Here is a 16,797-nt window from a genome sequence, read left to right on the forward strand (position 1 = left end):
TTTCAGATTTGTTGGAAAGGAAATACAGAATTAGTTTGCCGAATGATATTTTGGCAGAACTTTTAGGAATTCCATTGGAAAAGTTAACAGACAATAATAGAGGAAAAATTGTTCAAATGAGAAGAGGTTAAATATTAAAAGTTGAAATGGCATTTAGTAATTGGGAGTAAAAATATAGGAGTATAAAAATTAAAACTATGATTATGTCTTAGTAATAGAGATATGTGAGGTGATAAACTTTGGTAAAACATAGTGGCGGAAAAGTAGGTAAGGCTGGTAAAACGCTTGCTTCAAAAAATAGTAGTAAATCTGCGAAATCTAAAGCGGGTAAAACATTAAAAAATCATCAAGATAAAAAGCATTAAATAATAATAATCCTTGTAAAACGCAGGGATTATTTATTATTCCATTATTAAAAAAGTCTATATTTTACCTTTTAGTTTGATTTAGAATCATTTAAGAACAACTTTAATCCCCTTTTAACTGGTTAAATCCTGAAAAAAGGGGATTTTGGTATTTTTAAAGAGAAAGTTAAAAAAAGAAAAGAGGTAATGAACAATGGAACTTAAATATGTTATTCCGAACATGGAAAAAACCCTTGGTAATTTAGAATATGCTGGTGAAGGTAAGGTGGAACAACACAGTATTAATGGTCGTATGACAACATTGTCACGTAGTTATAATTTGTATTCCGATATTCAACGTGCAGATGATATTGAGGTGGTTCTTCCACAAGAAGCAGGAGAAAAATTCTTTGAACATGAGGAAAGAGTAAAACTAGTCAATGCTAGAATCACCGCAGAAGGTTATAAAATTTGAGAACGTGGTTTCACAAATTATATTTACATGCAGATGACATGGTAAAAGCATAAGGAGGAAAAAAGATGAGATTAGCACAAGGAATTGTGATTGATAAAGAAAAGACATTCGGATTATTAAAGTTTTCTTCATTACGTCGGGAAGTGTTTCTTCAAAATGAAGATGGAACGGTGTCATCTGAAGTAAAAGAACGCACATATGATTTAAAGTCTCGTGAACAGGGACGTATGATTCAGGTGAGTGTCCCTGCTTCTGTTCCTTTAAAAGATTTTGATTATAATGCAGAAGTGGAACTTATTAATCCTGTGGCAGATACAGTCGCAAATGCAACATTTCGTGGTGCGGATGTGGATTGGTATATCAAGGCAGATGATTTAATTTTAAAAGGAAAAACAGCGATACCAAACACTAATAATCAAAAATCTACACCTAAAAAAGATAAATAATGAACTTTTACCGAAAATGAGGGAAGCGAATCCGACCTAGCAACGCATCTCTCTTTTTTCAATTTATCTTCTTTGGACCGTTTGGTGTATGGCTCGTTTTCTTTATCCCTTTTTATGTAAAATTTTTGCTTTCAACAACGTGGGAACTTGCGCTATTTCAAATTCATTTTTTAAGTATGTATGGGTTAACTTCACTAATCATTAGTTTGGTAATGGTAGCAATATGTGCTTTTGTTTATTATCGGTATCGTTATAACCATATAAAACAGATGATGCAGCGGCAAAAGCTCGCAAAAATGACTTTAGAAAATCAGTGGTATGAAACAAAACAAGTTACGAAAGAAGGGTTTTTCAAAGATATACCATCTAGTAAGGCGAAAGAAAAAATTAGTCATTTTCCAAAGATGTATTATCAGTATGAAAAAGGGATGATCCATATCCAAGTAGAAATTACACTCGGCAAATATCAAGAACCACTTTTAAATTTAGAGAAAAAGTTAGAAAGCGGCTTGTACTGTGAAATGGTATCAAAGGAGTTACATGATTCCTATGTAGAGTATGTCCTTTTTTATGATATAATCGCGAATCGTATTTCTATTGATGAAGTCATGGCACAGAACGGTCGTTTAATGCTTATGGAGTCGATAGATTGGGAATATGATAAGTTACCACATATATTAATTGCCGGCGGAACAGGTGGTGGAAAAACATATTTTATTCTTACGTTGATTGAAGCACTGTTAAAAACCAATGCGAAATTGTATATTTTAGATCCGAAAAATGCAGATTTAGCGGACTTAAATACTGTAATGTCTGATGTGTATTATAAAAAAGAAGACATGACGGCGTGTATTGATCAATTTTATGAAGCTATGATGGTTCGAAGTGAAGAAATGAAACAGATGGAAGGGTATAAAATAGGGGAAAACTATGCTTACTTGGGCTTAGCTCCCCATTTTTTAGTTTTTGACGAATACGTTGCGTTTATGGAAATGCTTGCTTCTAAAGAAAGTACAGCAGTATTAACAAAACTAAAACAGATTGTGATGTTGGGGCGTCAAGCTGGATTCTTTCTTATTCTTGCCTGTCAACGTCCAGACGCAAAATACCTCGGGGATGGGATCCGTGATCAGTTTAATTTTCGGGTTGCTTTAGGTCGTATGAGTGAACTTGGATATGGCATAATGTTTGGCAGTGACGTACAAAAACAATTTTTCTTAAAACAAATTAAAGGACGAGAGTATGTTGATAAAGGAGATAATGTCATTTCTGAATTCTATACACCACTTGTCTCGAAAAGACATGATTTTCTAAAAGAAATTGCTAAACTAGCCCAATAAAGGCTGCCCAGTGCGGCGGCGTGCGAAGCGAAAGCCGCTGTGCTGGGCTAAGCCTGCGTGGCGATAGCCACGCCTTACCTCCTATTTCTAAAACAGGGGGTAGAAAAACAATAAGAAACTGTTCTAAAAGCTAATAACACCTGATGGCACAACGGTTTGGAGCATATGAAGAAGATGTCAGCTTTTAACCTTTAGTTGACATCTTTTTTGAGTTTGGAGGAATGCACATGAATCAAGTGACTTGGTATCAACGATTAAAGGAAAAGCGATTGGCATACGGTGTGTCACAAAATAAACTGGCTGTTCATATTGAAATTTCAAGACAATATATTAGTGAAATTGAAACAGGAAAAGTGGTTCCCTCCGATTCACTAAAAAATGCCTTGTTCGATATTTTAGAACAATTTAATCCGAATGCTCCGCTGGAAATCTTGTTTGATTATGTGTGGATTCGATTTTTAACAACAAATCTCAAGCCTGTCATTGAAGATATTTTGAAATTGAAAATGGAGTATATGTTACATGAAGATTATGCGTTTTACTCCTATATGGAACAATACGTTTTTGGCGATATTGTCGTCATGATTTCTCCGGACGAAGACAAAGGTTGTTTACTTGAACTCAAAGGAAAAGGATGTCGCCAATTTGAAAACTTTTTATTAGCCCAGCAACGAACATGGTTCGATTTTTTTATGGACGTGTTCCGTATTGGTGGCGTTTTTAAACGAATTGATCTTGCGATAAACGATAAAACAGGTATATTGGATATTCCGTTTTTAACTAACAAATGCCGTAATGAAGAATGTATCTCTGTTTTTCGTAGTTTCAAAAGCTACCGTTCTGGTGAACTCGTACAGAGTGAAGGCAAGCCTGACATGGGAAATACCTTATATATTGGTTCTTTAAAAAGTGACGTGTACTTCTGTGAACTTAGAAGAAGAAAAAGATATTAAAAAACGGTTATTAGCCTTCAAAAAAGTGTTAGAACAAAATGAGGTTATCGATACTTTTGATCGTTATGTATTTGAAAGTGTAGTTGAAAAAGTAATCGTTGGTGGAATAGATGAAGACGGAAACAAAGATCCTGCCATGATTACCTTTGTATATAAAACTGGATTGAGTAACAGTCTTGATGGAGAAAAATTTAAACCTGCTAGAAAAAATGCGAAAAAGGAATCGGCAAAAACATCTAATGAATTGCGTTCACATGCAGGTAACGAGAATAATAAAGTGTATCCACATAGTAGTGACGACACATGTGGAGTGCGTGGCGTCTTTATCCCTTAAATTGTCTAACTAAAATAATCTTCTCTCACAGATAATTAACATTTCCGATTTCCATGTTTGACTCAATATTATCCCGGTATCCTTCAATTGGATTTCGGGATTTTTCTTGTCAAATAACTCCTCTTTTCTCTTATATCTCCTCTATCCCTTGGGGTTTCTCACTTTATCCAATATACCGTCCATAATAGTTCGAAGAATGCCTCGCAGGCTGTTTAATTGTCGGGACCGCCGCCGCCGTTGCTCATACAAGTAAAAAGCCGTACAGCAAGCCCTAGCGACGGCTTACTACTACCCTGACAAAGGGGCGATAAATAATGGCGTTGATGGCTATTACGGACCGAAAATTGCGGATGTGGTCAAACGATTACAACTTATGCATGGTCTTGCTGCTGATGGCATCTATGGTCCAAAGACTAAAGCAGCGTTAGAAAAGCTATTTAGATAAAAATCTATAGACATATGACTATGGATAGTAAAAGCTATGAAATAAATAACCTTCTCCATTATCTGATGGGGGGTTCTTCTTCTATGTTCTGATTTTTTTGATCAAGAGCAGAGGATATGATATCAAGACCAATGTATAAAAAGTTAACAAAGAAAGATAAAATCAATACACCATTTCCCCATATAGAAACTTCAATTATCTTCAAATTTAGTACATATTTAATCGTGAAGTAAATAAGAGCCCACGAAGCAAAAAAATCTAAAATATAAGTTATCCATTTTGGGACATTTAACAAAAAAGTGATTCCTTTCCCTATAAATAAAACGATAAATGACCAAAAAATCACAATGATGCTGACTAACAATGAGAAGGTAATCAAAGAAAAAAATGAATCATAAGTTATGTATTCACCGAAAAGAAAATTCACTCCTAAAGAAACTAGATAAAGCATGACAGTTGGAAGGGCAATAACGAAACTTAGGGAAAAAATAGTAGTAAAATAAGAAGAACGGCAGCAATAGCGCCAGGGGCTTCATCTACAACGTTTTTCTTTCTTAAAAAAGTATAGAGTATGATAGACACTAAAAGGAGTATTAAAAAAGTCAATGAAATCACGTAAGAAAAAGACATGAAGACCCTCCATAAAAAAGCGCTATTAGAGTCGTTAAAGTGTTTGACTGAATAGGGCTAGTACTGTTATTTGTTGCGGCTTGTTGGAAAGAAGTTTTATACACCTTCGTATGTACTGTTGCTGTTGATTTAGCCGGCTCTGCTACAAACGCAGTAGTCGCACCAAGACCGGAAGTTCATAAAGTTACGCTTAGTAGTACAGGAACAAATTTTTTTCTAAGAGTCATGTTAATTTCGCCTCCGAAAATTTAATGTAGAGGCTGTTTATAATGCTAGAAAAATCTTGTTGTCCAGCCACAATTATAAGATACATCTTAAGAAAATCCAGTGAAATATGTCTTAAAATCGTATAGGTCTTTTATATAAGATAGCACCTTTTTAACGGCGTTTACGTCACCTAACATTTTTGATAATTTATATAGTGCTGATCGTATTTTATTAATGTTCATTTTAAGCTCCTTTTGCGTCTGTCCATTATTAAGAAACGTTCCCCAAAACGTCCCCCAATCCTCCCCCAAAAGAATACTTTTAATTGCAAGTCTTTGCAATGAGTGATTATAGTTGAATATGATTAAAGCCTGTTATTATAAGGTTTCTAACATCAAGAACGAACGTTTGCGTTGAATCCTTAGTAAAGTATATAATGATAAAAATTGCTGAAAGAATTTATAGATGGACAAGCCCTTTAAGGTGCTATGTCATGAGAGGAATTGAACGAAAGATGAATCAAAACTTCTGGCGTGATTTACCGCGGCCATTTTTTATATTAGCACCAATGGAAGAAGTAACGGATGTTGTGTTTCGTCATGTTGTGAGTGAGGCGGCGAGACCGGATGTGTTTTTTACAGAGTTTACGAATAGTGAGAGTTATTGCCACCCTGATGGCATTCAAAGTGTCAAAGGGCGTTTGACGTTTACAGAGGATGAACAGCCGATTGTCGCTCATATTTGGGGAGACAAACCTGAGAACTTTAGAAAAATGAGTATTGGAATGGCGGAGTTAGGATTTCAGGGGCTTGATATTAATATGGGCTGTCCTGTTCCAAATGTCACGCAAAATGGAAAGGGCAGTGGATTGATTCTTCGCCCAGACGTTGCCGCAGAGCTGATACAAGCCGCAAAAGCAGGGGGATTACCTGTCAGTGTGAAAACAAGACTTGGTTTTAATGAGGTCGATGAATGGCGCGGGTGGCTCAGACACATATTGGAGCAAGACATTGTCAATTTATCCATTCATCTTCGGACAAGAAAGGAAATGAGCCAGGTGGATGCGCATTGGGAGCTCATTCCTGAGATTAAGAAACTTCGTGATGAAGTAGCACCTGATACGCTTTTGACGATCAATGGTGATATTCCTGATCGACAAACGGGCTTAAAGCTAGCTAAGCAATACGGAGTGGACGGGATCATGATTGGGCGTGGGATTTTCCATAACCCATTTGCTTTTGAAAAAGAACCGAAGGAGCATACGAGTGATGAATTGCTAGGCCTTTTAAGATTACATCTTGATCTCCATGATCAATATTCATCACTAGGTCTGCGTCCATTTAAGGCACTGCACCGCTTCTTTAAGATTTATGTGAAAGGGTTCCGAGGAGCGAGTTTCCTAAGAAATCAATTAATGAACACATCATCAACAGATGAAGTGCGTGCGATGCTTGATGAATTTGAAGCGAGAAATCAAGAACAATCATGATGACAAAAGAGGAGGGAGAGCCCTTCTCTTTTTTCTTTGTAATAGGACTATGAAACTATTTTGAATAAATGGTAAGATGAGATATAAATGACAATGGGAGGAATTTTTTTGAAACCATTCTGGGATAAAGACATAGAAAGCGAAGAAACATGTAAGAAAATCAATGAGAAAGGAATTGCAAAAGCTGAGAAGAAATTAGGCGTCATCCTGCCGGATACATATAAAAAACTCATTCTTGAGCAAAATGGTGGATATACGATTCATAATGCGTTTCCGACCGATCATCCGAATTCATGGGCAGATGATCATGTTCCATTTGATCATTTGAAAGGGATTGCCAAAGGCGAAGGGATTATGGATAGCGATTATTTAATAGAAGAATGGGAACTTCCGAAAGGACTTGTGCTCATCTGTGGTGATGGCCATACATGGATTGCGATGGATTATCGACAAACGAAAGAAAATCCACCTATTCATTACTTTGATCTAGAGGATGAGACGGATTTCAAATTAGCGGATTCGTTTGATGAACTGATTGCGGGTCACTATACTCCTGAGGGTAGCGTAGAAGATGAGATGTCAGATGAAGAATGGCTGGCTGAATATGAAAAGCAAAATAAACCATTATCAAAAGAAGAAGTGAAGGACATTTTCATCACCAAAGACCCTGAACAGCTTTCAAAAATCGCAAATTTTCAAGTGGAACATATTGATGATGTTAAGTGGTTTTTTTCTGAAGTAGAAACATACATGAACTCCATTCAAGACGAAAGTATGTTAGCGACTGCTGGCTGGGCGATCAATACGATCTTTATACTGAATGAAGATATGATCAAGAGGAATCAAGATGTTGTCCAAAATGCACGTCGTTTTGCTGAAAACTTGAACCGATCAGAAATAGATGAAATGCGAGATATAGCCTTTAATATATCGATCGCGTTGGAATTTGATTTAGAGGGGCAATAAATCTTTTTTTAGTGAGAGATCTATTATTTCAACAAAAGACCCCCTTACCAACAAGGGGGCCAACAAATTTACTACTCCGCACTCTCCACAACCTCACGGCTATCTTCAGTCTCGCCGATGTAAATCGGTCCGTTTGCGTGATCGATACGGATTGGCCATTCGTATGGAATGTGTAGACGTCTGGCCACGGATCTCCAAAACTTTGTGGAATCAAGTTCAAATTCTTGGAAGTCATTTAATAACTCTTTATAAGAAGAGCCATCAAATTGAATGAACATGTCTTGTAGGCGCATAAAAGCGACATGTCTCACTTCTAGTGCTGCCGCAGCTTCCATCTCTTCTTCTGTTGCTTCTCCTATGATGGTCCCTGCGGGTGGAAGCATATCGTATACATTAAATTCCTCTTCTTCTTCTTCGTGTGGTGCATTGTGATGTTGATCAGACATTTACTTCACCCCTCCTTTTGGTATAAATGATTCGTCAGTGACACTTCTATTATCGGAATAAAATATGAAATGTGAAATGAGTGAGTAGATTCACATCGCTTGCTTTATTTGCTACTTAGACATATAAAAGATTCATCATAAATAGAAAGGAATCACCACCATGCAAGTGTTTTGAACACTTGCGCCATATTACACATAACCAGCACTGCACGATTTCACGTATATCTGACTTAAACATTGCGTATTACGTAACAGATGAACAAATGCACCGTGCTAACATCACAACACAGACACCGGTCGTATCTATTTTAGAAACAATGGCACGAGAAATGTTTGCGATGTTAAAAGAAAAGTAAAAGAGCCGCTGCATTAAACAGCCGCTCTTTTTTTCTGCACCATGAAAGCGATCTGTCAAAACAGGTGAGATGAGCCCAGCCAATAGCTGGCATAGCGTTCTAATTAGCGGAAATACAGCGGCATAGGCAACAGATTGTGTATCTTGATAGATGACAAACGTGATGGTCATCATAAGCTTACTGCTTTTAAGCATGTGGGCGAGAGGTGGTCGGCTCCATGTCTCTTCTGGTGCAGCGTAAAAAGTTTACGCTTTACGATGTTAGACAAACCTCTTGATGTCAGCATATGCAAAAGCTGATATCAGTCAAAAAACTGCCTCATGCAGCAGAACGCAAGAGGCAGTGGTATTCTCTTAATCTATGTCTGAATCATATGCTTTTTGCGTCAGTTGGCTGACAACCTCTTTCAATCCATTTGGTTTATGGAATTCAACAGGGGTGCTTCCTTTTTCGAATACAATTTGGTCTGCTTCAACTAGCACGACATATCGATTGTTGACCTTTGCAATATGAATCGAGTGGCCAAAGTCGGCTAGAAGGCCTTTGATTTCGGTTTCACCTAGACGCATTTTCATCGTAATGTCAGGGGTTTGTTCAACAATGTGTGAAGCCGCTAATGTGACCTGTTCTGTATCGAGTCGCTCCCTAATCTCTCGTTTTTCACTCGCTTCCCATATTTCAAGGTCTTCTTCAAATTGCTTCAATGCTTCACTTTCATCCTGTAATGTTTCAAATACTTGTTCCTGCACCATATTCATGACCTGTGATTTCATGATTTCAGGCATGGATTCTCCGTATTCGACAAATTTCAGAAAGTCCTCGAAATATCGAGCATGTGAAGACTGATGTATTTTCACTTCTGCTTCCTCGGTCATGCCTTCTTCTGGCATATGCGGATATTGAATCGATTTCATATTTTTTGTTGTAATGGCCATTTCGACTTTGCGAATCAATGTCGATGTATCAGCAATGGAGGCGACTTTCTGTTCGAAATCGCATTTCATGATAAAGACAAAGGAATCATCGACATACTTTTTAGGAACTGCAGATGCAACTAAGAAGACCCCGCCTCTGACAGCACTTGTGTCTAAATACGTACGAACAAATTGTTCACTGCACTCATCAAAGATTTCCTTTGTGTCAGCGAATCTCGTCTGATGAAATAAATTGTAATTGGGGTTTGAATCGAGTTCATGACCCGGTTCTACAATGAAACGACCAATTTTGGTTGGCACTTGTTCAGACTTCGGGTGTCTGTCTGCTTTTCGTTTCACTATTTTTTTTAACTCTCCGTCTAGAAAGTCTTTCAGTTCACTTTGTTCAAATTCTTCTTGGTTCAATGTTTGATAATGTTTAAATCGTTTATTTGCCTGTTCATCTTTGCCTTCAACTTCAATCACAAAAAATGATAGGAAACGTATCGTAAAATCCAATTGTTTGTCACCACTTTTTCTTCGTCAGATATGTTGAGTATAGAAAAAGGAGTGAAAATCGTCAACGAATGAAGAAATCGTGTCATTATTTCCCGAGAAATGTTTATCGGTTAAATGCCATAGTAGTAATTGTCAATTTTTTAGGCCAGTTCCTTCATTTTAAAAAGGCCATTTATCTTGTTTCAAATGTTTCGCAATCAGTGTCTGCATTGCGAGTAACGTCAGTCATTGTGTTTTTACCAATTTTAATTGTCGAGGCGTACAGTTGTTTTCAGCCCAAAAACGGCAAGAGTTCACTTCACAAAGTACGTTTTGTGCCATGGGATTTCACCTCCGTGATTCATATTATGAATGAAGCAAGCTGCCAAATGAGTTTATTCAATCTAGCAGTCTCTTCGTAATAAGAGACTAGCTCACATTTTTATCATACCATATACCTAGATAATATTAAGAGCGTGAATGCAAATCTCGCTCTTTTTTTGTTTGTAAAATAGTTAAATGCTAGATGCACGATCTCTCATTTTTACATATGAATAGAGTAGATTCAAAACCTGATGTCGGACAAAGTATGGAGTTACATGTACTGATTTTCCGCATGGAGCTGGGGTTTTCAATCGAAATTTTCATAGAGAGATGAGGGGAGAAGATGAAGGCAGTCATTCTCTGCGGAGGAAAGGGAACGAGAATGAGTGAGGTCACACAAGCGCTTCCTAAACCACTTGCTATGATTGGGGATCGGCCTATTCTATGGCATATTATGAAAATCTATCAGTATTACGGTGTAGACGAGTTTATTTTATTGCTTGGTTATAAAGGAGAGAAGATCAAAGAGTATTTTCTCAATTATGATTGGCGTCATCACAGCATGAAGCTGGATATGTCGACAGGAGAAATGCAGCTTTTAGGAAAGTCAGAGAACTGGAAAATCACCTTTTTAGATACGGGTCAGGATACGATGACAGGCGGTCGTTTGAAGCAGGCACAGGACTATATTGGTGATGAAACATTTATGATGACATATGGTGATGGGCTCGCCAATATCAACATGTTTCATTTGCTCAAATGTCATCAAGATGTTGGAGCAGCTGCCACTGTGACAGGGATTGAAAAGATGTCACAGTACGGAACATTGAAGGTGTATAACAAGCTGGCACAATCCTTCTCTGAGAAGTCAGAAAGTATCGGGTTGATCAATGGAGGATTTTTTGTGTTGTCTCCAAAGGTGTTTCATTATCTTACGGACGATGACCAATGTGTGTTTGAAGCGGAACCGCTTCAGAAGCTGGCGATTGATGGAGAGCTTGCGGTTTATGAACATCATGGATTTTGGACAGCAATCGATACGTATAAAAACCTAAAAGAAGTCAATGAAATGTGGATTGAGGGAAAACAACCATGGAAGGTTTGGTGACGGCATGAGCGGATTTTGGAATGGTAAGAATGTATTTGTAACAGGATGTACAGGGTTGCTAGGGAGCTATCTAGTCAAGGAGCTGATTGATCAAGGTGCAAATGTGACAGGGCTTGTACGTGATCAAGTGCCTAGATCTTATTTATATCAAGGCATTCAATTTCAAAAAATGAATGTGGTGCAAGGCTCTCTGGAGGACATGCAAACGATTGAACGTGCGTTAGGGGAATACGAAATAGATACTGTGTTCCATCTGGCGGCACAGGCAATAGTTGGGGTGGCAAACAGGCATCCTATTTCTACATTTGAAGCCAATATTTTAGGCACGTGGAATGTCCTTGAGGCATGCAGAAGACAACCACTCATCAAACGCGTGATTGTAGCATCAAGTGATAAAGCATATGGTGATCAAGAGCAACTTCCATATGATGAGGAGATGCCGCTTAATGGAAAACATCCGTATGATGTGTCGAAAAGCTGTGCAGATTTAATTTCTCACACTTATTACAACACGTATGGTCTTCCAGTCTGTATTACAAGATGCGGCAATCTTTATGGAGGTGGGGATCTTCATTTCAACCGAATCATCCCGCAGACCATTCGGCTTGTTTTAAAGGGAGAGGCACCCGAAATTAGAAGTGACGGCACATTTATTCGTGATTATTTTTACATTGAAGATGCTGTGAAGGCTTATTTGCTGTTGGCAGAGAAAATGGAGGAAAAAGTTCTTGCAGGAGAAGCCTTTAACTTTAGCAATGAAATCCAGCTAACGGTTCTTGAGCTCGTTGATAAAATCTTAAAGGCGATGGGAAGTGAACTGAAGCCCCGCATTCTCAATCAAGGAACTTATGAAATTAAGCATCAATATTTGTCAGCAGAAAAGGCTAGAAAACTGCTTGACTGGACGCCTGACTATTCCATTGATGAGGGGTTAGCGAAAACGATTGAGTGGTACCGAGAATTCTTTAAAAAGTAGAGGTGTAAGCAGATGAACAGCATATATTGTACGGTTCTATCAAGTGGAAGGCTCTATCAAGCTATTGCGTTTTTCTTATCGTTGAAGCAAGTGGAAGATCATGCTGTTATTAAGACACTGTGTATGGATGATGCTGCATTTGATCTGCTTCATCTAATGAATTTCCCGCATGTGGAGCTTGTTCATGTCCGTCAGCTTGAAACGCCCGAGCTTTTGAAGAAAAAGGAGGAGCGGAACGATTCGGAATATTGCTGGACATTGAAACCCATTTGGATTGAGTGGTTATTTGAACATGTCGAGGTAGATGCAGTCACGTATCTTGATGCGGACTTGTTCTTTTATGAGAGCCCACAAGTGGTATTTCAGAACCAGCCAAATGCATCTATTCTTCTTTCGAGAGGAGATATTGTCATTCCAAGCTTTGATCCGGAGGAAGTGAAGAGACTGCAAAAACTCCTCGGACGTTATAATTCAGGTTTCATCCATTTCAAGGGAGATAAAGCAGGACGCAAGTGTCTCAGTTGGTGGAAAAAAGAGTGTCTGAAAGAATGCAAAAATGCACCAGGAGAAGGGAAGTTTGGCGATCAAGGCTACCTAGATCATATGCCAGCGCTGTTTGAAAGAGTGGAAGATATCGAAACAAAGGGTGTCAATATTGGACATTGGAACTATGGACAGCATTCATTTTACGAAAAAGATGGACGTATCTTGCTTGATGATGGACATCCGCTTATTTGCTATCATTTCAGTGGTTTTCGGATCGTCAGTCAGGATGACATGCAGCAAATCCATGAAAAAGGTAGAACTGATTTGCCGTTTTTTCAAAGGTCTTATCGCGAGGTGCTTCGCCATGTCATTGCATCAGTGGAACAAGTTGACCCGTATTTTAATGGCTATGCCAAACTTGAGGGGGATGACGCATGAACGAAAAGCCAAAAGTCAGCGTCATTATTCCAAGCTATAATGCCAAAGAACGCTTAGAGGGGAGTTTGTATTCCTTAACGCTTCAGGAAACAGACGTTCCGTTTGAAGTCATTGTAGCTGATAATGGATCAACCGATGGCACGATGGAAATGCTCAAAAAAATAGAGCTGAATTATCCGTTTAAAAAAGTACGAATTCCTGTCAATCAAGGAATTGCAAAGGGACGAAATGATGCCATTCGAGAGGCTGAAGGAGATCTCCTCATTTTTCATGACAGTGATATGCTGGCCGAGCCGCAATTTATTCAAAAGCATGCAGAAGCACATGCTGAAAAAGAGCATTTAGTCATTTGCGGTGTGTGCTGGAAGCGAATCTATCGTTATTTTTATACAGCGTTTGATCAGGAGCATATCAAACAATTGAAAAATCAAGGTCTTTATCACAGTCAAATGAAGGACAAAACCCCGCTTCTATCAATGGAAGAAGTGAAAAATGGCGTATTCTTGGAAAAAAGCTTCGATTTACAGTCTCCGTTTATTGATATTCTTAAAGAAATCTTGGAAACGTATGACTATGATCTAAGCTCTTATGAACTGCCTTGGCGTTTTTTTATTACGAATAACTCTTCTGTGAAACGAAAGCACGTTGTAGCACTAGGGATGTTTGATGAGAAGATTGTTCGTTACGGCTTTGAGGATTATGACTTAGGCATTCGTCTACATCAGCTTGGTTTATCATTTGAATTGCGAGAAGACATCATGAGTGTGCATCAAGAGCATCCGAGTAATTTGACTTCATTTGATGACATTAAATATAACATTTTGTATATGTGCGACAAATACAATCATATTGATGCAATTGATGTTCATCTGGCTTTCTCTAGCCCTTTTTCTCACACAATGACAAACGACATGGTCAAAGAGATTTGTCAGCTACGTGAGAACTCGGCATTTGATGGGCTACTTTCATACTTTTTAGAGCTTCTCCATTTGATAACAGAGCGGAATGTAGGGGTGAAACGGGATTATCACGATATGCTGTCTGCGGGACATTTTTCTTTCAAAAAGCTGGCCGAGGCGGCGCAGCTTGCAAGACAGGAATACGGCTGCATGGTCCTAGTTGAAGCCATACAAGGGTTAACGAAAGAGCTATTACACGCTGACTTGTTTGAAGCGGACGTGATGTAGATGGCGTCATATCACTTTACAACCATTGTATCGAATACACATGTATTTAAGCTGCTTGCGCTGATTCATTCGCTTGAACAAACGGCACATTCATTTAAGCTATCTGTCTTATGTGCAGATCTTTTAGCCTACAAGGTGCTGAGTCAGATTCCTCGTCCTCACGTTCAATACGAACAACTGCATAAAATTGAGGATGATGCGTTATTAAAGGCAAAAGAAGATCGAACGTTTCATGAGTATTGCTGGACATTAAAGCCTGCATTCCTGCTGAAAATTCTTGAGACATCTCAAGCAGATTATCTCGCTCATTTGGATACGGATTTGTATTTCTATCATAATCCAGAGGCTATTTTTGCAGAGAATCCACTGGCTCATTTATTTCTGACCGATCACATGAATTCCGAGCGGTTCTATCACTTTTATGAACTGTCCGGGAGGTTTAATACTGGGTTTGTGGGCTGCCGTAATACGGATATTGCCAAACAGGCTGTGACGCAGTGGAAAGATCAATGTATTGCACACTGTACTGTTGAAATGGATAAGGAAAAAAAGAGATACGGAGATCAGCGCTATGTCGAAGGATGGGTCGACAATTTTGAGGGAGTGCATGTTGTACAATCTAAGGGAGCCAATGCAGCGATTTGGAATATTGAAAACTATCAACTCTCATTTGTTGATGGGGAAGTGTATCTCGACGAGAATCCGCTGCTTTTCTATCATTTCTCTGCCTTTACGATCATTGATGAAAAAACCTTTAATCTAAATTGGTATTACTATATGAAGGATCAAAAGCTGGTGGATTATGTTTATATCCCGTATGCCAATTTGGTTCATACAAAGATTGAACGTGTACAGCAAATATTCCCGGATTTTCAACAAGGGTTTATTGCGAGGAAGCATGTTCCTGACACTCATTTTTATGAGGTGCACAAAAAACCGCTCATCTAGGTGAGCGGTTTTGTATATTATGATTCATTCCATTTAGAAAGCGTTTGATCACTAGGAAGAAATACGGCTAGGATGCCTAAAATCGGTAAAAAGGCAGACCCAATCATCGTTGGTGTTAATCCAAAGGCGTCAATCAATGAGCCTAGTGCGACCGATCCAATGGCACCCATTCCAAAAGCCAGCCCGACGGTTAAACCAGACATTGTGCCAATTTTCCCGGGAAATAGTTCTTGTGCATAAACCACTGTCACAGAGAAGCTTGACATTAGAATGAGTCCAATCAATCCAAGTAAGACATATGCAAGGACAGGTCCGGCAAAAGGTAATATCATTGCAGGTGGAAAACAGGCAAGTAATGAAGCCAAAATCACATTTCTTTTGCCAAATTTGTCTGCAAGTGGTCCGCCTAAAAAGGTCCCTACTGCACCGAGAATGAGAAATAAAAAGATATATGTCTGTGATTCTTTAATGGTGATACCATATTGTTCAATGGCATAAAAAGCATAGAAATTCGAGATGGCATTCCCATACCAAGAACGTGCAAAAATAAGAAAGACGATAATGCCAAGAGCCGTTAGTGCTGATTTTCGGTGAATATCAGGTCTTGCAGCCGCCGTTTTGACTTTCTTTTCTTGGGCTCTGATCGTTTGTAGTTTCTGAGCGTACCATCTCGAAATATAGAGAAGAAAACATACAGCAACCATTCCAACAATCGTGAACCAAGCGACCCCAAGTTGACCAAGCGGAACAAGCATTAATGCAGCAATCAGTGGTGCAAATGCTTGACCCGTATTACCACCCACTTGATAAATGGATTGGGCGAGTCCTCGCCTTGGACCAGCTGCCATGTTGGCAACACGGGAACCCTCTGGATGGAAGATGGCAGAGCCAAGTCCAATAAAGACAACGCATAGCAAAATGGTCACAAAGGATGGAGCGAAAGCGAGACCGAATATACCGACAGCACTAGAGAATAAAGCAATAGGAAGTGCATAGGGCATAGGACGCTTATCTGTATACCAGCCAATGGCAGGCTGCATCACTGAGGAGACCATATTTAATGTAAAAGCAATGAGACCTAACTGTGTAAAGGTCAGCCCCATTGTGCGTTCTAAAATAGGAAACATTGCGGGAATAACGGCTTGCAATGTGTCGTTGAGCATATGGCAGATGCCAATAATCAATAAAATAGGATAAACCGTTGAGCCAGTTACGGCTTTATGTGGTGGTTGATTATTCGCACGAGCAGCAATAGCCAATGAGAATTCCTCCTTCCATTCAACTGTTTTTTTCCGCATTACTCTTATTTTATTCATAAGGTGAACTATGAAGCAATAGCAAATTGTTATGTTTTAGTAAAAAAGAGACAAAATACTCTATCAAAGGAAGGTGTATGCGTTTGCAAAGTAGTAAAAGACGATGACAGGCCTCATTCGATCATTCCTCCTAACTAAGACGTCATCCTCTTTTTAGGTGGTAGCTGCTAC

Annotated in this window: 17 protein-coding genes and 2 pseudogenes; 14 read left to right on the forward strand and 5 right to left on the reverse strand. The window is 38.8% G+C overall.

Going from position 1 to position 16,797, the window contains the following annotated elements:
- Positions 1-239 precede the first annotated feature (239 nt).
- From ACIQCE_RS14850 to ACIQCE_RS14890, 9 genes and pseudogenes are all read left to right on the forward strand, one after another.
- Positions 240-365: a hypothetical protein gene (locus tag ACIQCE_RS14850; protein WP_269058775.1), complete on the forward strand. Its 126-nt coding sequence runs from the start codon at positions 240-242 to the stop codon at positions 363-365.
- Between the two features lie 193 nt (positions 366-558).
- The gene (locus ACIQCE_RS14855) at positions 559-819 is read left to right on the forward strand and encodes a DUF961 family protein (RefSeq protein ID WP_400495703.1); all 261 of its coding nucleotides are present in this window, start codon (positions 559-561) and stop codon (positions 817-819) included.
- 65 nt (positions 820-884) lie between these two features.
- Positions 885-1,265 (forward strand): YdcP family protein, encoded by a 381-nt coding sequence (locus ACIQCE_RS14860; protein ID WP_400495705.1) that lies wholly within the window; start codon positions 885-887, stop codon positions 1,263-1,265.
- Positions 1,266-1,294: 29 nt separating this feature from the next.
- Entirely contained in the window at positions 1,295-2,605 is a 1,311-nt protein-coding gene (locus ACIQCE_RS14865) for an FtsK/SpoIIIE domain-containing protein (protein ID WP_400495878.1), read from the forward strand.
- Positions 2,606-2,832: 227 nt separating this feature from the next.
- A pseudogene (locus ACIQCE_RS14870) lies at positions 2,833-3,531 on the forward strand (replication initiation factor domain-containing protein); the annotation flags it as partial.
- Positions 3,530-3,892: a hypothetical protein gene (locus ACIQCE_RS14875; RefSeq protein WP_400495707.1), complete on the forward strand. Its 363-nt coding sequence runs from the start codon at positions 3,530-3,532 to the stop codon at positions 3,890-3,892. The pseudogene ACIQCE_RS14870 and the gene ACIQCE_RS14875, both read left to right, overlap by 2 nt.
- Positions 3,893-4,145: 253 nt before the next feature.
- A pseudogene (locus tag ACIQCE_RS14880) lies at positions 4,146-4,337 on the forward strand (peptidoglycan-binding domain-containing protein); the annotation flags it as partial.
- Positions 4,338-5,688: 1,351 nt separating this feature from the next.
- Positions 5,689-6,663: a tRNA dihydrouridine synthase gene (locus tag ACIQCE_RS14885; RefSeq protein ID WP_400495879.1), complete on the forward strand. Its 975-nt coding sequence runs from the start codon at positions 5,689-5,691 to the stop codon at positions 6,661-6,663.
- A 108-nt stretch (positions 6,664-6,771) separates the two neighbouring features.
- A complete protein-coding gene (locus ACIQCE_RS14890; protein WP_400495709.1) occupies positions 6,772-7,629 on the forward strand; it encodes an SMI1/KNR4 family protein in 858 nt (285 codons plus the stop codon).
- A 71-nt stretch (positions 7,630-7,700) separates the two neighbouring features.
- Here the strand turns inward: ACIQCE_RS14890 and ACIQCE_RS14895 are convergent, their stop codons facing one another.
- The 4 genes from ACIQCE_RS14895 to ACIQCE_RS14910 all read right to left on the reverse strand — a co-directional run bounded on the left by ACIQCE_RS14895 (position 7,701) and on the right by ACIQCE_RS14910 (position 10,185).
- Positions 7,701-8,075 (reverse strand): hypothetical protein, encoded by a 375-nt coding sequence (locus ACIQCE_RS14895; protein ID WP_400495711.1) that lies wholly within the window; start codon positions 8,073-8,075, stop codon positions 7,701-7,703.
- A gap of 244 nt (positions 8,076-8,319) precedes the next feature.
- Positions 8,320-8,604, reverse strand: a complete 285-nt coding sequence (locus ACIQCE_RS14900) for a hypothetical protein (RefSeq protein WP_400495712.1) — start codon at positions 8,602-8,604, stop codon at positions 8,320-8,322.
- A gap of 180 nt (positions 8,605-8,784) precedes the next feature.
- Positions 8,785-9,864, reverse strand: a complete 1,080-nt coding sequence (locus ACIQCE_RS14905; protein ID WP_400495713.1) for a DUF3900 domain-containing protein — start codon at positions 9,862-9,864, stop codon at positions 8,785-8,787.
- Positions 9,865-10,089: 225 nt separating this feature from the next.
- Positions 10,090-10,185 (reverse strand): DUF1540 domain-containing protein, encoded by a 96-nt coding sequence (locus tag ACIQCE_RS14910; RefSeq protein ID WP_400495714.1) that lies wholly within the window; start codon positions 10,183-10,185, stop codon positions 10,090-10,092.
- Between the two features lie 325 nt (positions 10,186-10,510).
- Here ACIQCE_RS14910 and rfbF point away from each other — a divergent pair, with 325 nt between their 5' ends.
- Genes rfbF through ACIQCE_RS14935 form a run of 5 tightly spaced genes read left to right on the forward strand, consistent with a single transcriptional unit; the run spans position 10,511 to position 15,310 of the window.
- Positions 10,511-11,275, forward strand: a complete 765-nt coding sequence (gene rfbF / locus ACIQCE_RS14915) for a glucose-1-phosphate cytidylyltransferase (protein ID WP_400495715.1) — start codon at positions 10,511-10,513, stop codon at positions 11,273-11,275.
- Between the two features lie 4 nt (positions 11,276-11,279).
- On the forward strand, positions 11,280-12,251 hold the full coding sequence (locus ACIQCE_RS14920) for a GDP-mannose 4,6-dehydratase (protein ID WP_400495717.1): 972 nt from the start codon (positions 11,280-11,282) through the stop codon (positions 12,249-12,251).
- A 12-nt stretch (positions 12,252-12,263) separates the two neighbouring features.
- Positions 12,264-13,175 (forward strand): hypothetical protein, encoded by a 912-nt coding sequence (locus ACIQCE_RS14925; RefSeq protein ID WP_400495719.1) that lies wholly within the window; start codon positions 12,264-12,266, stop codon positions 13,173-13,175.
- Complete coding sequence (locus ACIQCE_RS14930) at positions 13,172-14,362, forward strand: glycosyltransferase family 2 protein (protein ID WP_400495720.1); 1,191 nt, start codon at positions 13,172-13,174, stop codon at positions 14,360-14,362. Before ACIQCE_RS14925 ends, ACIQCE_RS14930 begins: the two co-directional genes overlap by 4 nt.
- A complete protein-coding gene (locus ACIQCE_RS14935; protein WP_400495721.1) occupies positions 14,363-15,310 on the forward strand; it encodes a putative nucleotide-diphospho-sugar transferase in 948 nt (315 codons plus the stop codon).
- A gap of 17 nt (positions 15,311-15,327) precedes the next feature.
- On the opposite strand, the gene ACIQCE_RS14940 is transcribed toward ACIQCE_RS14935, so the two are convergent.
- Positions 15,328-16,569 (reverse strand): MFS transporter, encoded by a 1,242-nt coding sequence (locus ACIQCE_RS14940; RefSeq protein ID WP_400495725.1) that lies wholly within the window; start codon positions 16,567-16,569, stop codon positions 15,328-15,330.
- Positions 16,570-16,797: the final 228 nt, after the last annotated feature.

Source organism: Bacillus sp. NPDC093026 (assembly GCF_044754665.1).
Classification (GTDB): Bacteria; Bacillota; Bacilli; order Bacillales; family Bacillaceae; genus Bacillus; species Bacillus maqinnsis.